At 29.5% G+C, this 22,330-nt stretch carries 22 protein-coding genes and 1 pseudogene; 12 read left to right on the forward strand and 11 right to left on the reverse strand.

What is annotated here, in order from left to right; translation table 11 throughout:
• Positions 1 to 11 precede the first annotated feature (11 nt).
• From map to H0I29_RS15570, 3 genes are all read left to right on the forward strand, one after another.
• Positions 12 to 776: a type I methionyl aminopeptidase gene (gene map / locus H0I29_RS15560; protein WP_218753186.1), complete on the forward strand. Its 765-nt coding sequence runs from the start codon at positions 12 to 14 to the stop codon at positions 774 to 776.
• 64 nt (positions 777 to 840) lie between these two features.
• Entirely contained in the window at positions 841 to 1,479 is a 639-nt protein-coding gene (locus H0I29_RS15565; RefSeq protein WP_218753188.1) for a thiamine phosphate synthase, read from the forward strand.
• Between the two features lie 172 nt (positions 1,480 to 1,651).
• Positions 1,652 to 2,905, forward strand: a complete 1,254-nt coding sequence (locus tag H0I29_RS15570; RefSeq protein WP_218753190.1) for a mechanosensitive ion channel family protein — start codon at positions 1,652 to 1,654, stop codon at positions 2,903 to 2,905.
• A gap of 76 nt (positions 2,906 to 2,981) precedes the next feature.
• Here H0I29_RS15570 and H0I29_RS15575 read toward each other — a convergent pair whose 3' ends face one another.
• From H0I29_RS15575 to H0I29_RS15605, 7 genes are all read right to left on the reverse strand, one after another.
• Positions 2,982 to 3,596: a DUF6515 family protein gene (locus tag H0I29_RS15575; RefSeq protein ID WP_218753192.1), complete on the reverse strand. Its 615-nt coding sequence runs from the start codon at positions 3,594 to 3,596 to the stop codon at positions 2,982 to 2,984.
• 350 nt (positions 3,597 to 3,946) lie between these two features.
• Positions 3,947 to 4,249, reverse strand: coding sequence for a hypothetical protein (locus H0I29_RS15580; RefSeq protein ID WP_218753194.1), 303 nt, complete (start codon positions 4,247 to 4,249; stop codon positions 3,947 to 3,949).
• A 260-nt stretch (positions 4,250 to 4,509) separates the two neighbouring features.
• Positions 4,510 to 5,256: a hypothetical protein gene (locus H0I29_RS15585; RefSeq protein ID WP_218753196.1), complete on the reverse strand. Its 747-nt coding sequence runs from the start codon at positions 5,254 to 5,256 to the stop codon at positions 4,510 to 4,512.
• A 164-nt stretch (positions 5,257 to 5,420) separates the two neighbouring features.
• Positions 5,421 to 6,119 carry a thioredoxin family protein gene (locus H0I29_RS15590; protein WP_254712648.1) on the reverse strand — a complete coding sequence of 233 codons (699 nt, stop codon included), beginning with the start codon at positions 6,117 to 6,119 and terminating at the stop codon, positions 5,421 to 5,423.
• A gap of 10 nt (positions 6,120 to 6,129) precedes the next feature.
• On the reverse strand, positions 6,130 to 6,624 hold the full coding sequence (locus tag H0I29_RS15595) for a TlpA disulfide reductase family protein (RefSeq protein WP_218753198.1): 495 nt from the start codon (positions 6,622 to 6,624) through the stop codon (positions 6,130 to 6,132).
• A gap of 319 nt (positions 6,625 to 6,943) precedes the next feature.
• Positions 6,944 to 7,672 carry a LytTR family DNA-binding domain-containing protein gene (locus H0I29_RS15600; protein ID WP_218753200.1) on the reverse strand — a complete coding sequence of 243 codons (729 nt, stop codon included), beginning with the start codon at positions 7,670 to 7,672 and terminating at the stop codon, positions 6,944 to 6,946.
• 3 nt (positions 7,673 to 7,675) lie between these two features.
• Positions 7,676 to 8,647 (reverse strand): sensor histidine kinase, encoded by a 972-nt coding sequence (locus tag H0I29_RS15605; protein WP_254712649.1) that lies wholly within the window; start codon positions 8,645 to 8,647, stop codon positions 7,676 to 7,678.
• 847 nt (positions 8,648 to 9,494) lie between these two features.
• On the opposite strand from H0I29_RS15605, the gene H0I29_RS15610 reads away from it, so the two are divergent.
• The 9 genes and pseudogenes from H0I29_RS15610 to H0I29_RS15650 all read left to right on the forward strand — a co-directional run bounded on the left by H0I29_RS15610 (position 9,495) and on the right by H0I29_RS15650 (position 17,256).
• Positions 9,495 to 10,121, forward strand: coding sequence for a hypothetical protein (locus tag H0I29_RS15610; protein ID WP_218753204.1), 627 nt, complete (start codon positions 9,495 to 9,497; stop codon positions 10,119 to 10,121).
• A gap of 33 nt (positions 10,122 to 10,154) precedes the next feature.
• On the forward strand, positions 10,155 to 10,550 hold the full coding sequence (locus tag H0I29_RS15615) for a hypothetical protein (protein WP_218753206.1): 396 nt from the start codon (positions 10,155 to 10,157) through the stop codon (positions 10,548 to 10,550).
• Between the two features lie 439 nt (positions 10,551 to 10,989).
• On the forward strand, positions 10,990 to 11,487 hold the full coding sequence (locus H0I29_RS15620) for a hypothetical protein (RefSeq protein WP_218753207.1): 498 nt from the start codon (positions 10,990 to 10,992) through the stop codon (positions 11,485 to 11,487).
• Between the two features lie 307 nt (positions 11,488 to 11,794).
• Entirely contained in the window at positions 11,795 to 12,415 is a 621-nt protein-coding gene (locus H0I29_RS15625; RefSeq protein WP_218753208.1) for a hypothetical protein, read from the forward strand.
• A 28-nt stretch (positions 12,416 to 12,443) separates the two neighbouring features.
• A complete protein-coding gene (locus H0I29_RS15630) occupies positions 12,444 to 13,007 on the forward strand; it encodes a Crp/Fnr family transcriptional regulator (protein ID WP_218753209.1) in 564 nt (187 codons plus the stop codon).
• A 60-nt stretch (positions 13,008 to 13,067) separates the two neighbouring features.
• Positions 13,068 to 13,644 (forward strand): annotated as a pseudogene (locus H0I29_RS15635) (NAD(P)H-dependent oxidoreductase).
• Positions 13,645 to 13,964: 320 nt separating this feature from the next.
• Complete coding sequence (blaOXA, locus tag H0I29_RS15640; protein WP_218753210.1) at positions 13,965 to 14,771, forward strand: class D beta-lactamase; 807 nt, start codon at positions 13,965 to 13,967, stop codon at positions 14,769 to 14,771.
• Between the two features lie 148 nt (positions 14,772 to 14,919).
• Complete coding sequence (locus H0I29_RS15645) at positions 14,920 to 15,582, forward strand: hypothetical protein (RefSeq protein WP_218753211.1); 663 nt, start codon at positions 14,920 to 14,922, stop codon at positions 15,580 to 15,582.
• A 495-nt stretch (positions 15,583 to 16,077) separates the two neighbouring features.
• Positions 16,078 to 17,256, forward strand: a complete 1,179-nt coding sequence (locus tag H0I29_RS15650; RefSeq protein ID WP_218753212.1) for an MFS transporter — start codon at positions 16,078 to 16,080, stop codon at positions 17,254 to 17,256.
• 72 nt (positions 17,257 to 17,328) lie between these two features.
• On the opposite strand, the gene H0I29_RS15655 is transcribed toward H0I29_RS15650, so the two are convergent.
• Genes H0I29_RS15655 through H0I29_RS15670 form a run of 4 tightly spaced genes read right to left on the reverse strand, consistent with a single transcriptional unit; the run spans position 17,329 to position 21,850 of the window.
• Positions 17,329 to 18,549, reverse strand: a complete 1,221-nt coding sequence (locus tag H0I29_RS15655; RefSeq protein ID WP_218753213.1) for an ABC transporter permease — start codon at positions 18,547 to 18,549, stop codon at positions 17,329 to 17,331.
• Between the two features lie 2 nt (positions 18,550 to 18,551).
• Positions 18,552 to 19,295 carry an ABC transporter ATP-binding protein gene (locus H0I29_RS15660; RefSeq protein WP_218753214.1) on the reverse strand — a complete coding sequence of 248 codons (744 nt, stop codon included), beginning with the start codon at positions 19,293 to 19,295 and terminating at the stop codon, positions 18,552 to 18,554.
• 6 nt (positions 19,296 to 19,301) lie between these two features.
• On the reverse strand, positions 19,302 to 20,507 hold the full coding sequence (locus tag H0I29_RS15665) for an efflux RND transporter periplasmic adaptor subunit (RefSeq protein WP_218753215.1): 1,206 nt from the start codon (positions 20,505 to 20,507) through the stop codon (positions 19,302 to 19,304).
• 11 nt (positions 20,508 to 20,518) lie between these two features.
• Positions 20,519 to 21,850: a TolC family protein gene (locus H0I29_RS15670; RefSeq protein WP_218753216.1), complete on the reverse strand. Its 1,332-nt coding sequence runs from the start codon at positions 21,848 to 21,850 to the stop codon at positions 20,519 to 20,521.
• Between the last annotated feature and the right edge of the window lie 480 nt (positions 21,851 to 22,330).

The raw sequence follows: 22,330 nt of genomic DNA on the forward strand, positions 1-22,330 counted from the left end.
AAAATAAACAAATGTCAATAACTACAGAAGCAGAATTAATAGGAATGCAAAGGGTTAGTGAAGTTGTTGGAACAACGCTAAAACTCATGAAAAAACATGCCAAAGTTGGTATGTCAACTAAAGAGTTAGATGCATATGGAGCTGAAATATTAAAGAGTTATGGTGCTAAATCTGCTCCTTATGAAACTTATAATTTTCCTGGGTATGCTTGTATCAGTGTAAATGAAGAAGCTGCTCACGGAATTCCTTCAGACAAAAAAATATTGAAAGAGGGGGATTTAATAAATATTGATGTTTCTGCAGAGTTAAACGGATTTTGGTCTGATAATGGAGGTTCTTTTGTAATTGGAAAAGACATTCATAATCACCAACCTCTTGTAAATGCTTCTAAAGATATTTTACATAAAGCTATAAGCAACATAAAAGGTGGTGTAAAAATAGCTGATATTGGACATTTAATAGAAACAGAAGCAAAAAAATCTGGTTTTAAAGTGATTAAAAATCTGGCAGGACATGGAGTAGGAAGAAGTTTGCATGAAGAACCTGAAAACATTTTAAACTACCGTGTAAAATCTAATCGTGAAAGGTTTAGAAAAAATACAACAGTAGCTATTGAAACATTTATTTCAACAAAATCAACTGTAGCTGTAGAATTAAATGACGGTTGGACTTTAGTTGGAAATAGAGGTGGATACGTTACACAACATGAGCAAACAATATTGATTACAGACAAAAATCCTATTATTTTGACTGAATCTAATGGGATGTGGAATTAAAAACCACTTACTAATAAAACGCATTCATTTGCGATTATAACCATCACCCTAAAACGAACACAAAATGATTCCTAAACTACACTATATATCTCAAGGTAATTCTCCAAAAGAACATTTAGAAAATATTCAGAAAGCATGTTCGTCTGGAGCAGAATTGGTACAATTAAACATTGCTGGTATTTCTGAAAAGAAATATCTAAAATTAGCACTAGAAGCGAGAGAAATTACATCTCATTTTCAAACTAGATTAATTTTAAGCAATCACTTTAAAATTGCGAAAGAAGTAAAAGCAGATGGTGTTCATTTAGAGGACATAGATTTCTGCGCTACAACGGCTTTAGAGCATTTATTTACTTGGCAAATTGTTGGTGCAACAGCAAACACCCTGCAAGATTGTAACACCTTAATTAGTAAAAAAGTAGATTATATTACTTTAAGTCCGTTTAAGAATAAGGAAGCGAAAGAGAATTCTATAAAGGATTTAGGTTTAAATGGTTTTTCTTTAATTGTAGAAGCTTTAAAAACTGAAACTCCTATTATTGGTGCTGGAGGAATCACAACAGATGATGTTACTGAAATTTTAGAAACTGGAGTTTCTGGAATTGCGGTTTCGGATGCAATTTCACAAAACTTTGATTCCATTAAAAAGTTTAACGAATTGTTAAATGCATCTTCTACACAAGAGCAACGACACACTTTTTAGTCTCAATAATTTACTTTAGAGCTTAGCGCTATAAAATTATTATACATGTTAGCTATAAGCTAAAATGCTACTACTTTATAAAACGAACTGAAGAATTTGGTTTGTTTTAAATACATTTATATAATAAGTCGCCCTTTTTTTTAACATTAAGGCTTATTTAAAATCTTCATTTATGAAAATTACACATCAATTATACGATTATTTAGTAAATACGGGAATCCCTGAAACCTATGCAGCATATATAAATATGTTTGCTTTGCTAATAACTGTATTAGTTCTTACATTTTTAATTGATTATATTATTAGAAAAATTCTTGTACAGTTGTTCAGTCAATTTGCTTCAAAAAGTAAGACCAATTTTGACGATATTTTAGTAAAAAATAAAGTACCTCGAAATATAGCGCATATCGTTCCATTAATTTTTGCTTTAGAATGTGTGCCTTTTGTGTTTTTTGATTTCCAATATATAGAAAATATAATTCAGAAAAGTTTAGAGGTATTTACCATTGTTTTAGTCCTTTGGATAGTAAGAAGTTTCTTAAATTCTCTAAAAGACTATTTTAAAACCTTACCAAATTTAAAGGATAAACCGATAGATAGTTACATTCAGGTGTTTATGATTTTTGCTTGGGCAATCGGTATTTTATCAGCCTTTGCTATTATTACAGGTATCGAGTTTATCAAATTTATTACTACCATTGGAGCTGCTTCTGCTGTTATTATCTTGATTTTTAAAGATACTATTTTAGGTTTTGTTGCCAGTATTCAAGTATCTATAAATGATATGGTAAGAATTGGCGATTGGATTACATTTGAAAAATATGGTGCAGATGGAGATGTTATTGAAATTAATTTATCAACAGTAAAGGTTCAAAATTTTGACAAAACGATTACAACAATCCCTACCTACGCCTTAATTTCTGACTCTTTTAAAAACTGGCGTGGAATGACCAATTCTGGTGGTAGACGTATTAAAAGGTCTTTAAATATCAACTTAGAAAGCATTCATTATTTATCTACACAAGAAGTTGAAGACTTTAAGAAAATTCAGTCTATTAGCGCTTATTTAGAATCAAGACAAGCAGATATTGATGCGTATAATGAAAAAAATAACATCAATAAAGAACTATTATTAAACGGTAGAAATTTAACGAACATTGGTGTTTTTAGAAAATATATTGAAACCTACATAGAAAACCATTCTGGTACCAATAAAGATATGATGATTATGGTGCGCCAAATGCCACCAGAAACGCAAGGTATTCCGATTGAAATTTATGCTTTTAGTAGTGATAAGCGTTGGAAAAACTACGAATACATTATGTCGGATATTTTTGACCATGTAATTGCAGCAGTTCCTTATTTTAATTTACAAGTTTTTGAACTACCTAGTAATTCTAGCTTTACAAGCTTAAAGCAGCAATAAATTAAAAGCATATAAAAAGGAGGGTAATTTTACAATTACTCTCCTTTTCTTCAATCAATCAACCAATATATTTACCTTAATTTACATCTATAACACCCACTACTTCATAAGCTCTAGTGCCATTTACTTGTACTTTTTCATATAGAATATTTGCATATTCATAATAGGTTTGTCCGTCTATAACTACTTTTTCATAATCATTTGGTAACTCATAAACCACAGTTCCTACTTCTGGTTCTACTACTTCATATTCATTATTTATATTTAGATAAAAAGTACCATTTACATTGTAATAATTGTAATTGTTAAATCTAATTCTTTTATAATTTGTTGGTAAAACACGTACTCTAAACCCAATTTTTGGAGCTATTACGATATAACGTCCTCTAGATTGTGTGTAATACTTATTATTTGCATAATAATAGTTTTGTCCTTTATGGCTTACAACCGTTCTATTTGGTACATTTCTAACAGAAACCACTTTTTTTGTAGGCTTTTTATACGTTACTGTCTTACTTGGTATTCTTCTACTTGCCGTACTTCTTTTAGTCGTTGTTGTAGTTACTGTTCTTGTTGTTTTTGTTGGAGTAGATTTAGTTGTTGTGGTTCTACGTGTTTGTGCAGAAACTTGTGTTGCAACAGCAACGATAAACATAGATGGTATAACGAATGTTTTTATAAATGCTTTCATAATATTCATATTTTTAAATTAAACTTCTTTTTTATACTTCTAAGACTGCTAAATATAACTTAGGTTTAATGACTTTTTAGAGGAATAGATAAACAGGGGATTTATATCTATGAACAAGATCATTTTATAGACGCAATTATATATGAAAAGAGGCCAATACACTCCTATCCTTATTTCATTTAAAGTATTATTGTTAGTTTTAGAGTAGTAGAGAACCATTTGATGACTATAATAGCTTTTACACTACGTTAACCAAATCTATAATAGTATCAATAAAAGACAAATCTTATTAGAAACAAAAGAAGGCATACTTAAAAGCATGCCTTTTTTTTAACCAACTCAAAATTATATTATTTCAATAAATCTAATAAACCTGTTAATTCAGTTAAATTTAAAGTAGCATTATTATCTGTATCTAATACGTTAAAGTTTTCTGATACAGAACCAATTGCTTCGGTTGTGCTAATTGCTTCATCTTTATTAGTGTCTAATAATGTAAAAAGAGTAGAAACTTGCTGTACAGTAGAGTTTGAACTTAAAGAACCTAATAAGGTTGCAGCTTGTTTAAGGTTAGATGAAGAACCAATGTTCTGAATACTATTACAACTAAACATTGTAACGGTAAGTACTAGGGTTAATGCGATTTTTTTCATGTAATATATGTATGATTTTATGTTGCATCAAAAGTACTTTTAACGATTGGCTTTATAAAACAAAATAGACAAACACCATATATTTACCGCTTAATAAGAGCTCACAACAGATAAAATAAAATGGACTGGATTATTTTGTGAATGATGATAAAAAACTGCCTATAATTATAGAGTAATTATAGAATAATTAGTTATTAAATAGTGATTTTGAAGTAGATTTTTTAGCTAAATTTTAGTTTATAAAGCCAATTAATAATACGTTACTCTATTTCTTCTTGCAACTTTGTAATCAGTATTTTGGTTTTACTATGTAAAGTTCTTGCGTAACCTAATTGTATTTTGGTTTGTAATAATCGATCAATAATACTGTTCTGATATTCTTTTGTAGCCAATAAGGTTTTATAATCAGATTTATTTCCAAATTCTTTAATATGTTTATACTTTAAATCATTGTCAGGAAGCATATCTATCAATGAAATAAATTTTTCTAAAGTAGGTTTTATCTTGTTTTCTACGATGTTTTTATTTTTCTTATCCTGATTATTAAATTGCTCAATTTTGGTTAAATACGTAGCTATTAAATCTTTTAACTTACTACTTTCTATCAGTTCCAATTTAGCTGTACTAAGAATAGATTTTACAGAACTGTCTTGTAAATTAACTTCTTTCACTGCTACATTTAAAATAGTATCTTTTGCACCCTGTGTTAGTTCATTGGTGTTTTTACCAACATAATTTAACGTATTTTCTAAAGACGTTATAGTTTCTGTATTTTCTTCCAAAGAACGTTTTAATAAACGCAAATTGGTTGTTAATTCATCATGTAGATTGGTGTAAATTTCATCTACCAGACTGTTGTTTTTTTGAATATCGCTTAAATCATTAATTTTCCAAGCAATGGAAACAGCAATTACAATCAAAATTATTTCACCTAAAGCATATAAGGCATAGGATTTAAACTTTCTTAAGTCTATTAAATTTCTTCTTATTTTACGAAACAGTTTCATAATACTATTTTGAATGATTTTTTTGTGGATATATAAAAAAAAAGTACGCAAATGTTTGTGCATATTTTCCGAAGAAAAAAGAAACACAAACACACACGCACTAGTATTTTAACAGTCTTTTTAAGTTGTTACTCTATTAAGTAATCATGTATTTTAATAACGTACTATTTCACTTTTACAGGACATCCAATAGCTTTTGTAAAGTTTGGTGTCGGTTTTTTACCATTTTCTAAAGCCGCAATAGCATTTTCTACATATTTTACTTTAACAGCTTTTGCAGATCTTGCATTATCATCAATAGTACCAATGTATTGTACTTTTTTATTTGCGTCTAATAAAAACACGTGTGGCGTTCTTACAGCTCCAAATTTAGGAGATACTTCCTGGTTTTCATCAGCTAAATACACAAACGGGAACGCTTTTTCTGAGGCTCTTTTTTGCATGGATTTAAAACTTTCTTTATCATTATCTTCACTTACGTTCGGATTGATAGCAACCACAGCATATCCTTTAGAAGCATAGGTGTTATGAAGCGCTGTTAACCTGTCTTCATACAATTTAGAAAACGGACATTCATTACACGTAAAAACTACAATGTATCCTTTTGCATCCTTAATATCTGATAAAGAAAACGTGCTTTCATCTACATTTTTTAATTTAAAATCAGCAGCTACATCTCCTATTTTGTATCCACCAATTTCTTCTAATGTTTTAGATTGTACTGGACTGTGTCCGCCTCCTGGAGGACCTTTTCTTTCTCCGTTTGGTGGTGGTCCTTTTCTATCTTGTGCCGTTGCTGTATGGGTAATAAATAGACTACTCATTAAAATAATGGCAGCGAAAACTAATTTGCTTTTTTTCATGATTGTGGTTTTAATTTATTTTTTTTATTTCATTTTCAAGGTCTTCTGTACTCTCAAACATACGTTCATGAAAAGTCCTTTTTTTATTATTGAATATGATTGTAAATGGTATAGATCCAGACCAATTTGGGTCTATTTTATCGATCCAACTATTAGCGTCTGGATCGTCTAAAAGAACTACATTAGATATAATTCCTTTTCGTTTTAAAAACGGTTTTACTTTTGTTTCTAAATCATCTGAAAAATCTAAACTTACCAATGTAATTTTTAAATTAGGATGTTTCTTTTGATACACTTCTAGTATTGGTAATTCTTTTACACAAGGTGCACACCACATTGCCCAAAAATTGACAATATGTATTTCTTCCGAATCTGTATATAAATAAGGCTTTAAAGTTTCAAAATTTAAAACTGGAATATTTATGTTTTTGCTATTCTGTGAATTACTTTGCGTTGTAAAACCAAGAAATAGTAAAGAAACTGCTATTAAAATATTTTTATACATATGTATCTCTAATTATTTGATCTTTTAAAGTTTAAAAGTATTTGTATTATTCTTTTAAATAAAACAAAATAGATAATACCTCACATTTTATCTATGAAACTGTCTTTATTATAGAAGAAAATTAGAAAACTATAGGGATCTGTAAATGAATAAGATCTCCGTTCGAACGCAGTCGAGAACTAGTTGAGTTTTACAATTCCGACAACGGAGGAATCTCATAAAATGCATAATGTTCTCTTGTTAGGCGGTTCCTCAATTCTTCGGAATGACAAGTTTGGATTGGAATACCACAATCCTCGATTGAAATAACAGTAATTCGTTACAAAGAATTATTATTTACAAACTCTAAAAACTTAGGTTTGTAATTTTCAGAAACAGTAATCCGTTGTTTGTTAATTACAATCTGACTTCGTTCTATTACTTCAATATTTTTTAACGATACAATAAAAGAACGATGCACGCGCATAAATTGAGTTTCTGGTAGTTCTTCTTCTAAAGATTTTAAACTCATCAGTGTTAAAATAGCCTTTGGATTGTCTTTCAACCAAATTTTAATATAATCTTTCAATCCCTCAAAATACAAGACATCTGCCAATTTAATACGCAATAGCTTGTATTCAGATTTTACAAAAAGAAATTCTTTTTCCTCAGAAACTATAGGCTGTTTTTTGCCTTTTACCAACTCAAACCAGGTATTTGCTTTATTAGCAGCAGCTAAAAACTCTGCATAATCAAAAGGTTTTAATAGGTAATCTAGTGCTTCCACTTTAAAACCTTCTAACGCATATTGATCAAACGCAGTGGTAAAAATAACACGAGTTTCTTTTGGTAGCATTTTAGAAAATTCAATACCTGTTAAATCTGGCATTTGTATGTCTAAAAAGAGTACATCTACCGGCTCATTTTTTAAAAATTCCATGGCTTCTATAGCACTGCTACACTTCTTTTTTAGTACTAAAAAAGGTGTTTTTTCTACATAACTTTCTACTAAATTAAGCGCCATTGGTTCATCATCTACAATAACACAGGTAATTTTTATATTGCTCATTATTTAGTTGGTTTCAATTTCTAATTTAGCTATAAAACGATTGTCTTTTACAGTGGTGTTAAAACTATTTTTATTCGGATATAATAATTCTAAGCGTTTTTTAATATTTACAAGTCCAATACCAGAACCACTTTTATCATCAGATTTTTTAGGAAAATCATCATTTTCGATGGTAAACAAAACCGTTTTTTCTAAGGTACTAATATTAATACCAATAGTGCTTGGTTTACTCGCGGAAACACCATGCTTAAAGGCATTTTCAATTAACGAAATAAACAATAAGGGCGCAATCTTTATACCTGTTTCTTCGGGGGGAAAATTATAATTGACAACAGTTTTGTCGGAAACACGTAATTTCATTAAATCGATGTACTTTTTCATAAAGTCTATTTCTTTAGATAAGGAAATAGTTTCTTCATTGGTTTCATACAACATATAGCGCATCAGTTTACTTAAACTGTGAATAGATGTTTTGGCTTGATCTGGTGAAATATCTACCATCGCATAAATATTATTTAACGAGTTAAAAAAGAAATGCGGTTGTAATTGATAATGTAAATGTTGTAATTCTGATTTTAATTTAACATTCAACGCTTCTTTACGTTCTGCTTCTGTTTGTATCCATCTTTTGGTGGTTTTTATGGCTATTGAAAATAATAAAGGAGCCATATATGAGAGCATTTGTACGTACAAAAACATTTTTATAGGTGGCCCATTTCCGTCTTTATTAGCTGTTTTCTTTAAACTTTCAGCAAAAAATAAATCTTCAAGCAATTCTTTTAAAATAAGGCTGAACGCAATTATTACTATGTTAATAAGAATAAACTGAACTGTTTTATTAGAAAATAAGTATTTGTCAATTAATACAAAATAATTAATATAGAAAATAACAGCGTAAAACGCTATGGGTACCCAAAAATGAGCAATAACTCTATTTAAATCTTGCTCTTGTCCGTAAGATAATATGTAAGGCATACTAAAGAGCACGAGCCAAACGAGTAGATGAGAAAAGAGGGTTATTTTTTTATTTTTATGCATTTTGTTAGTGTTTGAAAGGCAAACTTATTTCGCTTACAATTCATTATTTAATAATGCGCTTTTTAAAGCACATACCAAAGGTAAAAATATTTAGGCTTTTGGTAGTATATAATTGCTATTTTACAGTATTCTCTATTCCAATACAACCTTTTTATAGATGAGAATTACTTTTATAAAGAGCAAACAGTAGCACAACACTAACCTTTTTGTTATAAAGCTACTACTTGTTTACTCGCTGTTTACTTAGTAAAAGTATGTATTTAAAAAATACACACCCCTAACCTACCCAAACAAACACTCAGGATAAACCAAATGGGTCTCTTATAAGGTAATTTGTAAATCATTGCACCAAAGCTCTTTTTAGCTTTGGTATTAACTTATACTTTAAACATAGGCTATACTAGTGTTATTAAGACACCTTCTTTATCTTAATCACTGCCATATCCACCTTACTTTGCTTTTGATAATCTTAAAATGATGTGGTTACTTATCTAGGTAAATACACCTCTTTATTCGATTTTTGTTGGTCTGTCTTTAGTGTAAACATAGGGGTAGTTTAACTCATATGGGAATTTAGTCATATAAATTAATTATTTACCTCTCCGCAAATTAAAAATGCCAATTCGAGCAAACACAACGTGTTAATTAATTGCTTTTTTTGGGCGCATTTGGAAAATTCCTTCTGAATTTCGGCATTCGTGTTTTATTTAGTAAATTAGTTGTTTAACCACGTAACAAAGCTTAGACAAATATGTTACCAAACATTTAAGCTAAAAAACAGACTATGAGATTAACATTTGTATTTATTCTATTTACTTGTTTGACTTTTGGACAAAAAAAATCAATAGTTTTCTACGATGAAAGTGGAGAGGAAATAAGCAAACAAAAGTTCTTTGAAACTAAAGATTATAGTAAAAATTTGGATATACATTTTGAGAACGATACAACAAAAATAGCTCTATTAGTAACGCGACAAAATTTCGGACAACTAGATAAAAGTACTTTTGATAATCTGAAATCATACTTAACTAAATTGACTGCTAAGCAAATTGACTCGTCGCAAAACATTGTAATTAATTACTTAACACCATTTCCAAAAAAGGTTAAAAATACGACCACAAAATCAGGTTGGAATGTTTTACATAGAAATTATCTAAAAAAACTACATAAAATAGCAAATATTAATCAATTTTGGATAAATTCACCCAAATGCGATAATCTAGAATACAATCATTCCAAAAAAATAAATTGGATAGCAGATAAAGAAAATTTATTCAAAAAATTGTTTTTTCCTTACGATGTAAGATTTGGAAATTATATTCTCATTAAACCCGATGGAAAATTTTATTATTATTTAGGAGAACATAGTAAATATAACATTTGGGAAAACGCCGAAAAGTATTTTAAATAAAATGATTTTATATTAAAAATTTAGAATCTTAAAATGAATATAACAAAGAAAACTTTAAAACCTTTTTCTGCTAAAGTAACATTAGGACTTGAATTAGGATATACCGAGAAATTAATAGAAAAAACAGAAATTATACAATATCTTCAAAAGATACAGAAAGACTTAATTCTTACTGAAAATATTTATTTAAGTGTTTCAATATCCGATACCAATATTGTAATGAGCGGTCAAATTGAACCTCATATTTTATTAAGCTTTATAAATTACCCTAAATTCCCTTTAAAGCCAGAAAAATTAAAGAAGGAAATTGAGAAATTGACAAAGCAATTAATGAGAAAATTTAAACAAAACAGAATAGTTATTGAATATTTAGACGAAACAGTTATGTTAGAACAAAGTAAAGAGATTGACAATAGAATTAAACAATAACTATTAACAATCTAGTAGGTAGCTCCGCTATTGAATAATGGAGTGCCCCTCAAACCAAAGCTCTTTTTAGGTTTGGTATTTTCTACTTTAAGCAAAGGCTATCACCAGAGTACTCCTATTAGAATTTTTAAGAGAATTACATTCATTCCTTTCCTCCTTGTGAGCCTATCAGAGGTATTGTCTTTGCTAGTTTCTTGAAATTTTTGTGATTTCTCTTTTATCTCAATCTCGTACATAACTAACTACTTCCATTTTGTCCTATCGCTAGAGTTAAACCTGCATAACTGCAAAGTTCACTTTAACTGTTAAAGCAATCGAAACCGTCACTTTTTATATACAAGACCGATATAATGGCAGAACGGAACTGCTTATTAAAAAATAATTACATAAAAATGTAACAATTCATTATTATTATCTTCAAATAGTAAAACAAATGTTTATGAATATAACAACAGACTTTAACAAATACTGTTTTGAAATTATTGAAAATGGAAACTCTATTTGCAAATTAACATCTGATTCTAATTCAATTGGAAAAACAAATTATTTAGGAGATTCTATTGAGTTTAGAACAAAAGATAACTGGTGGGAAAGATATCAATATTCTATAATTAAGAATTCAAAAACTATTGGCTCTATCAAATTTAATTGGCTTCTTGATAGTATAATAACGATTAATCAAAAAGGACTAGAAAAAAAATACATCTTAAAAATAAATACTTTTAAGCAGGAATTCAATCTGTATGATGACAATAAAATTCATTTATTAAAGTACAAAAAGACTGAAGGTGATTTTTCTGTTTTTGAAATAAACTGTAAAATTATAAAACAGCCAGAGGAAATAATTGATTTAAATGAATTAATTATTTATTCATACTACCCAGCATTTCTAATTATGCATGGAACATTAATTAATCAAATGAATGGTGGCGGATAATAAAAACTACACAAAACAAAGCACTGTGGTAAATAAAACAAGTAAAAATCACTTAATTTTTCACTAAAATACTTCTATAATTATTATCATATGTCAATCCTGATTTAGCAATCGCAAAAGCTTGTTTTAATAGCTTATTAGAAACGACTATTCACAGTAATGGTGCATCTTTTTGTTTTATATAAAATAAGCGATATAAAGACATCATATCAAAGAAAAATGTTCTTTATTCAAAAAGGTCTACTTGATAATTAATATATTTAATTTTATATAATAGAATTGGCAGTAATGCTAAAACGAAACTAAAATGATAGACAGATTTTTAAAAGCAAAACATTGGCAACTTTTCACATTAATGTTTGGAATTCCAATACTATTCCAATTAGTAATGATGGGAACCATGTTTTCGAAAATTAATTCCGAAACAAATCCTGATCCAACAGAAATGTTTAATATATTTAAATTTTTTCCAATAATAATGATACTCTACATGGGCGTCTTCTTTGGTTGGTTTTGGTCTATTGCAATTGGCTTACAAAAGAAAATACCAGAAAACGTAATAATGAAAACGAAGACATTTAAAGTATTTTTCTTTATTCCATTAGTTTATATACTCTGTATTTCTATTTTTATTGGTGGAATGTTCAGCGGAATCATGCAAACCGGAACAGGACCAAGTGCAGGATTTGTCGCTGGAATGGTTGGAATAATTCTTCCTCTTCATTTATTGTCAATGTTTGGAATGTTTTACTCTTTGTATTTTGTTGCAAAAACATTTAAAACAGTTGAATTGCAAAAAGAAGTGAATTTTGGGGAGTTTGCAGGTGAATTTTTTATGTTATGGTTTTACTTTATTGGAATTTGGATTATACAACCGAAAATTAATAAAATGTCGGAAACTGAAAACACGTTAGCAATAAATAACTGAGCTAGAAAAGCATTGACAACAATAAAAAATGAGAAATTACCTACGAATATTTAATATGCTAACCGAACATGAAATCGACCTCTTTGAAAGTAAGGTTCAGAATATTAAATTGAAAAAAGGTGATTTTTTTATCAAAGAAAATCGTGTCTCTAAAGAAGTCGCATTTGTCTTTTCTGGATTGTTTAGGTCATTCTATTACTCTTCTTCCGAAGAGGAAGTTACCTATTGTTTTACCTTTTCAAATTCATTTGTTAGCGCCTACTCTTCTTTCTTATCTCAAACCAAAACTATTGAAAATATTCAAGCCCTCACAGATATAGAACTACTAACGATATCTAGAGAAGATATTTTAATATTGGAGAAATCAAGTACAAATTGGTTGAAATTTTTCAAATTAATTACTGAACAAGAATACATCAAAATGGAAAAGAGAGTTTTGTTGTTGCAAAAAGAATCAGCTGAAAAAAAATATACAGATTTACTTATAAATCACCCAGAATATTTACAATCCATACCTTTAAATTTTCTGGCTTCATATTTAGGTATCACCCAAAGACATTTAAGTAGAATAAGAAAAACAATTACGAATTAGACAAATGTCCTTTTAAAAAAGTAACGAAGTACTGTTCTTTGTCTAAAACAAAGAACAAGTATGAAAACAATACTAATTATTAATGGACATCCAGATAAAGAGAGTTTTAATTATGCTTTATCAAGTGCTTATTTAAAAGGAGCTGATAAAACAGATGCAACAATACTACAAATTAATATTGCGGATTTGAAATTTAACCCTAATCTAGAATTTGGCTATCGAAAACGAATGGAATTGGAACCGGATCTATCTGTAGCAATAGAAAAGATTAAAAAAGCAGACCATATTGTTTGGATATTTCCTATGTGGTGGTATTGTTACCCAGCTATAATGAAAGGATTTATTGATAGAGTCTTTTTACCAGGAATTACATATCAACCAATTGAAGGGAAATCATTACCTGAAAAACTTTTGAAAGGAAAATCTGCAAGATTAATAATTACGGTAGATCCCCAAAATGGTATGATTTCCTGATTATGAAAAGTCCAGCTATTAACCAATTCAAAAATGGAACATTAAAATTTTGCGGAGTAAACCCTGTAAGAACAACTTATATTGCTTCAATAAAAAATCCTCTTCAAACTTTAGAACAAGTTGGTTGAAAAAAGTGACATTTTTAGGAGAGAGGTTGAAATAAGTATTGAGTTAAAAAGCAACTCTTTTATACATTATTATTACAAGCTCATAATTCTATTCGTTAGTATTTTAAGCTTTTATTTTTTATTTAATTACTATTTATTTTGATAAAACAGAAACGTAGGATTCGTAATATGGTAAGCCTTATTTTGCAATAGCAAAACGTTGTTTTTTTCAATTTATTTGAAACTGATATCAAAACTAATTTCTTACCATTACCTACTTGCAAAAGTCTTCGAGGTCATTCTTTGTCGGTAATTATTTACTATATTAGTTTCTTAAAACACGCAACAAAACACATACAAAAACATCGGTAACCATATGAAAATAAAAATATTAAATATTATTTTAATAGTAAGTATTTTAGTTTCTTGTAATGAAAAAGCTAAAACAAAAGAAATACTTAAACCTGAATTTCAATCAATTATTGATTCAAGTAATGTAGATGGATCTATTCTAATTTATAATCTACATAAAGATTTATTTTATTCTAATAACTTTGATTGGGCTAAAACGGGACGATTACCCGCATCTACATTTAAAATTCCGAATTCTATAATTGCTTTAGAAACTAAAGTTGTAGAAAATGATAGTACATTATTCAAATGGAATGGAGAAAAAAGAGCTTATAAAATCTGGGAACAAGATTTAATATTAAGAAATGCTTTTCAATATTCTTGTGTTCCGTGTTATCAAGAAATTGCTAATAAAATTGGAGAAAAAAGAATGAATAAATATCTTAAAAAATTACAATTTGGAGATATGAATGTTACCTCTAAAAATTTAGATATCTTTTGGTTAGAAGGAAAATCAAGAATTAATCAATTTCAACAAATAGATTTTTTAAAACGTTTTGTTAATTCAGAATTGAAAATTTCTAAAAGAACTGAAGAAATCCTAAAAAGAATATCTTTTATTGAAGAAAACGAAAGATATAAATTATATGGAAAAATAGGTTTATCAGTTAGAAATGGAAATCATAATGGTTGGTTTGTAGGGTATCGTAAATCGAAAAATAACACGTATTTTTTTGCTATTAATATTGAACCTAATGAAAATACGAATAAAGAATTATTTCCAAAATTAAGAAAAGAAATCACTCTTAAAGCTTTAGAATTTATGAAATAAATACAGTTATTAATATCTGTATAATTAATAGGTTTTGCTCACTTACAAAATTCCTTGCAGATGTTCTATTCTGTTTTTATTTACTAAATTAGTTACTTAAACATGCCAATAATCATACACAAAAACCGTTGGGAACAATTAAAACCAAATGAACAGACTACTGATATTATTTTTTTCTTTATCCATAATTGGTTGCAGTAAACAAAAGAAGTTTTTGGACAACGGATTGATCAAAAGTGTGGAAGAAATAACCGAATACACGATTCGAATTCAAGAAGATTCCTTAAAAAACGAAATTCAAGACACTCTTTTAATTGCGATAAAAAGATATAGAGATGATGACCAAATTGCTCTTCAAACTCGAAGAACTTTGTTTGACAATGAACAGATGGAAATTGATTATGTCTATGACTCTTCCGACAGATTAAAGCAAGAAATTGTAAAAATGTCAACAGACAGTATGCCTATCAAAGTAAACTATTCATACAAAAACTCTTTGCTTTTTCAGTCAAGCGGAATTATGGACAATGCAACTGAAAGGTTTGAGCAAATAGAAAATTATTATTACAGAAATAACAAAACCAAAGAAAAATCGATAATGAGACAAATATTTATTGATAAAGAAACTAATGACACGATTCGAAATTCAACGGTGATTACTTACTTCAATACTAATAAAAAAATTGACAGTATTTTATCTATCAATCTTCCTAGACAAGGACAGAATCGAAAATCAGTTTACGAATCTGATCGAAAGAATTTTATAGGACTTAAGGAATATAATGAAAAAGATTCTTTGCTGTCAAATTAGAAATTTGAGTATAAAATAGATCAATTTGACAATTGGACTGAAAAAAAGATAATTGAAAACGGAACTTTGAAAACAATGATAATCCGAGAAATAAATTACAAATAACCATACCCAACAAAGAACTGAGCTAAAAAACAACTCTTTTCTTCAAAGGTATTCACAATTATATTACTTGAACGAAAAGAATATATGGTAAAATTAAATAATTCCTTAAAAATACTATTGCTCATACCCATAATAATTAATTATCCACTATTTCTGTAAATACTATCAAATTTTCCATTCGGTTTTTGTAGTTAATTTAATTACTTTAAACACATTGGCAAAAATTAGAAAACGATTACAAAAGTCGTACATGCTTTAGGAGTACAATTCCTTAATTAAAAAATAAAGAAAATTAAAATTAGATAAATTAATTAAGCCTTTAATTACTGATACTTTTTATAGTTTTATACCTTTGATGCATTGTTTAAAGGCATTATTAAGATTTAAAATATGAGTAAAAATTTATCCAATTCCGTATTATACTTAATGAGTATATCTGCTGGACTTGTTGTTGCAAACCTTTATTACAACCAACCTCTTTTACACCAAATGGTTGTAGAATTTGGGGTTAGTGAATCTGCCGTAAGTAATGTGCCTTTAGCAACACAATTAGGGTATGCTTTTGGATTGTTATTTATTGTGCCTTTGGGGGATAAAGTTTCTAACAAAAAAATATTACAGTTCGATTTTGCTTTAATGATACTTTCATTGATTGCGGCTTCATTATCAAGCACATTATATCTATTGATTATAAGTAGTTTTTTTATTGGTTTTTCATCAGCAATACCTCAATTATTTGTACCGATGGTTGCACAATTATCGGATGATAAAGGCAGAGGACGTGCCATTGGTATTGTAATGAGCGGACTGCTTATTGGTATTTTAGGAAGCCGTGTTATAAGTGGTATTGTTGGCAAATGGTACGGATGGCGCTTTATGTTTACTGCCGCAACAGTACTCATGGTATTGTTGTTTATTTTACTTCAATATAAAATACCAAAAATTAAACCTAGTTATAAAGAAAGTTACGGAAGTTTATTAAAATCTATAGGACATTATTTTAAAACAGAACCCTCATTAAGATTGGCTGCATTACGTGGCGGACTTGGTTTTGCAGGATTGAGTGTTTTTTGGACCACCTTTGTCTTTTTAATGGAAGATCATTTTGGTTACGATAGTGATATTGCTGGAGCCTTTGGTGTTTTTGGTATTGTTGGTGCACTTGGAGCAACCGTTGTAGGGAAGATAAGTCATAAATATAAACAAAAACAACTTATTGTCTTTTCTACCATACTATTGATGATTTCTTGGGTGATTTTCTTTTTTTCGGGATACTCTTTAATTGGTTTAGCATTAGGGGTAATTATTGTAGATTTAGGTTTGCAAGTTTTACACATTACCAATCAGGTTAGTATATTTTCTAAGAATCCGGAAGCTAGAAACCGCGTGAATACAGTTTATATGGTCGGTTTTTTTATAGGTGGTGCTTTCGGTACTTTTTTAGGAGCTTTTGCATGGGAACATTTTGGTTGGCAAGGTGTTTCTACTTTAGGTTTCCTTATAGCAATCACTATTTTAATCGTTCAATTTATTTATGACCCAAAGACTTCAATCATAAAAAAAGACTAACTGTTTTAAACAATTAGTCTTTTAAAATATACTTAAATAGCTGTTATATTTTAATTATTAAATTTAATGCTATTACTCGTAACGAAGCGCTGTTATAGGATCTAATGCTGATGCTTTTCTTGCAGGATACCATCCGAAGAAAATACCTGTTACAGCACAAACTACAAAAGAAATAATAATAGAATATAACGCCACACTGGTAGGCCAATTTAAGAATTTTTCTATAAACACCGTTGCTGTAAGACCTAATAAAACGCCTAATAATCCGCCTGTAATACTTATTAAAATTGCTTCTATTAAAAACTGCATTAAAATATCAGCTCCCTTTGCTCCTACTGCCATTCTTAAACCAATTTCTTTGGTACGTTCTTTTACAGACACATACATAATATTCATAATACCAATACCACCAATTAATAATGAAATACCTGCTACTGCTACTAAAAGTAGCGTTAACATTTCACTGGTAGAACTAAAAGTAGAAATTAATTCTTCCATAGAACGTACATTAAAATCGTCTTCATCAGTTTCTCTTAGTTCGTGTTGGGTTCTTAAAATTTCTGAAACTTGCGTTACAGCTTCTGGTGCTTCATCTTCACTTATTGCAGATGCCATAATAGATTCTAAATGAGTTATAGCTAAAATCCTTTTTTGAACCGTTGTGTAAGGTGCTATTACAATATCATCTTGATCTTGACCAAACGTATTTTCTCCTTTTTCTTCTAAAACACCAATAACTTTAAAAGGAATATTGTTAAAACGAATCATTTTCCCTACAGGTTCTGCTCCATCAGGAAAAACATTATCTACCACAGTTTGTCCTATTAAAGCAACTTTTGCAGCTGTTTTTACTTCGGTATCTGTAAACATACTTCCGCTTTGTAAATCGACTACTTTAATTTTTAAATAATCTGGGTTTACACCATAAATAGTACTTGGCCAGTTATTAGCTCCACTAATAACTTGTCCACCTCCATTAACTAATGGTGATATATACGTTAGTAAGTTTGCTTGTTCTTTAATGGCAAAATAATCACTTAACTTTAATGTTTCCATAGCACTTCGTGCTTGCTTAACACCACCTCTTACATCAGACCCTGGTCTTATAGTAATCATATTAGAACCCATGGCAGAAATAGAAGTTCTAATACTTTCTTTAGATCCTTCACCAATTGCCAACATGGTAATTACAGAAGCCACACCAATGATAATGCCTAACATGGTTAATAAGGTTCTTGTTTTATTAAGAACGATGGCTTTAAATGCTATTTTTAATAAGTTTAATAGTCTCATAATTAATCGTCTTGTTTAGGTAATTTTGCTAATTCTATCGCTGCGGATAGAATTTTTTCATTTTGATAATCTTTAATAACATTACCGTCTTTTAACACAATTGTTCTATTACTAAATGTAGCTATATCTGGCTCGTGCGTTACAAACGTAATGGTAATGCCTTGTTTATTTAACTCTTGAAATAAGGACATAATTTCGTAAGATGTTCTAGTATCTAAATTCCCTGTAGCTTCATCGGCAAGAATCATTACAGGGTTATTTACTAAAGATCTTGCAATGGCAACACGCTGTTGTTGTCCTCCAGAAAGTTGAGATGGTGTATGATCCATTCGCTCTCCTAAACCAACCATTTTTAAGGCTTTTATTGCACGTTCTCTTCGTTCTTCTGTAGAAACTTTACTGTTGTATAACAATGGTAATTCTACGTTTTCTATGGCAGAAGTTCTTGCTAATAAATTATAAGATTGAAAAATAAATCCTATTTTTTCATTTCTTATCGTTGCCAATTCATTTCTACTTAAGTCTTTCACTTTTACCCCATCAATCTCATAAATACCAGAAGTTGGCTGGTCTAAACATCCTAAAATATTTAATAGGGTACTTTTACCAGAACCACTAGAGCCCATAATAGTTACAAACTCTCCTTCTTTAATATCGAAAGAAATACCTCTTAATGCATGAACCGTTTCGGTTCCCATGGTAAACTCTCGTTTTAAACCTTCTATTTTAATGATTTCTTTATTCATGGTTTTTTATTTTTTTTTGCCTCCTGGACGTTGTGGAATAAACGGACTTTCATTAGAATTAGCTCCTGATCCTGCTGTTGATTTCGTAGTTTCCTTTAAACTATACACTAATTTATCACCTGTAGAAACACCTCTTAATATCTGAACATTTACACCATCACTTGCGCCTAAGGTTACTACTTTTGGAGTAATACTTCTGTCTTTATTCAATACCCAAAGCGTCGTTTCATTTTTTGTAGGAAAATTGGTTGCTTCCAATATATTATGATGTGCATTATAGGTCGATAAAATTGCTGCTTGTGGACTAAAATTAATCGCTTTTGCTTCTGCAGTTAACACATTATTCAACTCTAAAGTAAAAATAGAAATGGTTGCTGTTAAGCCTGGTTTTAATTTTAAGTCTTCATTATCAGCTTTAACCACAACTGTATAAGTCACTACATTTGAGGTTACTGTAGGATCCAAACGTACTTGCGTTACAACACCATTAAAAGTTTCGCCTATATAAGCATCTACAGTAAACTCTACTCTTTGTCCTTCTTTAACCTGACCTATATCTGCTTCATCTACATCTGCTTCTACTTGCATTTCTTTTAAATCTTGCGCAATGGTAAACAAGGTTGGTGTGCTTAAACTTGCTGCAACAGTCTGACCTTCATCTATAGCTCTCGATAATACTACGCCGTTTATTGGCGAATAAATATTAGCATATCCTAAATTTGTTCTTGCAGATTGTAAGTCTGAATAACGTTGAGTAACCGTTCCTTTTGCGGTTTCATAATTATAAGTTGCCTCATCAAAATCTGCTCTACTGATTACTTGATTGTCAAACAAAGATTTTTGTCTGTCGTAAATCGTTTTCATGTAATTTCTTTGACTTACCGCATTATCATAACTTGCTTGCGTTTGCGAAAGTGACGATTTTAAATTGGTTTTATCCAACTCTGCAATTAACTGACCTTCTTTAACAACACTGTTATAATCTACATATATCTTTTCTACAACTCCAGAAACTTGTGTACCTACTTCTACTTGCGTAATTGGTTCTATCGTTCCGGTTGCAGTAACCATAGTAGTTACATTTTCTTTTTTAGCCAACACTGTTTTTGCTTCTATAATGATAGCATCATCGCTATTTATAAAAGAGTATCCTACAATAGCCAATACAACGACTACAATGCTGATAATGATGATATTTTTATTTTTTTTCATGATTTTATTAATTAAAGTTTGATATCGTTTCCTTGATAAAATTGTAATAATTGATGGTATAAAATATTTAAGTATTTAGATTGTAAATAGTTTTGTTGTGCGTTGGTATACGTGTTCTGACTAATCACTAAATCTGTAGTACTTAAAGCGCCTAATTCGTACTTTTTTTGAGCTAGTTTATAAGATTGTTCTGCTGCTGTTTTAGAGGCTTCTGCTGCAATAACTTGCTCTTGTGCAGACAATGCGTTTTGATACGCTGTTTCTACTTTTTTATACACTTCTTTTTCTGTAGATAACTTTTGTATTTCTGCTTTTTCTATGTTGATGGTTGCCGTTTGTACAGCACTTTTAGTTTGATTTCTATTAAAAATAGGAATGGTTAAAGACACCCCTAATTTCTGATTGAAATTCACATCAAACTGACCTGAAAATGTATTATCGTTAATACTTGTATACCCAGAACCTAAACTTCCTGATAAAGCCAGTGTTGGTAAAAATCCTCCTTTTGCAATGTCTAGTTGTTTTTTATTGGCTTCTATATTTAAGTTACTAGATTGTATTTCTGGTAAAATCCCCAATGCTTTTTCATACACATCCGCTTTGTTTAATTCTATATTTACCAAATCCATATTTTCATTAATGGTTTCAATTTCCAACTCTTGAATTGGTGATAATTCTAATAATTGTTTCAATGCAATGATGTATTGTTGATAGTCGTTTTTAGCAGTAATTACATTGTATTTGTTAGTTGCTGCCTGACTTTGAGCTTCCGTAAAATCACTTAATGCAATGTTACCTGCATCTAAACGAGATTTTGCTCTTAACACTTCTGTTTCTGAAGCTAACAAGTTATTTTCTGCAATTACAATACTTTCTTTACTATAAAGCGTTTGTAAATAGATTTCTAAAATATTTAAAACAATGTTATTTTGTGTTACTTCTTCTTCAAATACACTTTGGCTAAATAAGATCTTATTTTGTGCTATTTGGTTGGTAATCTGATTCCCTTGAAACAACGTCATAGAAGTATTGATACCTACGTTTGTACTGTGTATCTGGTCTGTAACAAAATCACTAGTAATAGGGTCTATTGTATTACCGCTAGAAAAATTTTGAGAAGCGCTTGCAAATAAATTTGGTAATCGAGACGATTTCGCTCTGTTATAATCAATTTCGGCAATGTTTTTAGTAAGTGCTGCATCTTTAATTGTAATATTGTTTTCTAAAGCATATTCGATGCAATCTTGCAAAGACCATACTTTTGATGCGGAATTTGTAGTTACATCTTGCGCAAAAGAAAACTGCACAAATAGTAAGCTTGCTATGAGTATATATAATTTCATTTTATCAGTGTTTTAAATTAACACTTCAAAGGTGAAACTATATACTATCTTATAAGAATGTAATATACGTTTGCAGGAATTGACTATACGAAAACCTTTTTTTTATGGATGGGAATTTTATGATTTGTTTCATGAAGAAGACCTTTTTATAATAAAAAGGATTCTTTATCACCATGAGATTTAAACCGACTTCAAGTTTTTAAGATCTAAAAGGTCTTTTTAAGTTACAATTAAATTGACTGTGAGTAACGGGAATTTAGCTAGAAGAATTAAAAAGTAAAACTTTAATAACTCTTTTAAAAACTATTTTCATTGTTCTTTTCCATTGATGAAAAGAACCAAAAATCTAGACTTCTGATAATTTTATTGAATTCTACCAGATATTGCTCTATCGTGTCCAGACCGCAAAAGCTCTTTGGACACTTGCCGCTCCATATCTTTTGAATTACTACTAAAATTATAATATGTCGGGGTTGAGAT

Origin of the sequence: Polaribacter sp. R2A056_3_33, assembly GCF_019278485.1 — a bacterium.
Lineage (GTDB): Bacteria > Bacteroidota > Bacteroidia > Flavobacteriales > Flavobacteriaceae > Polaribacter.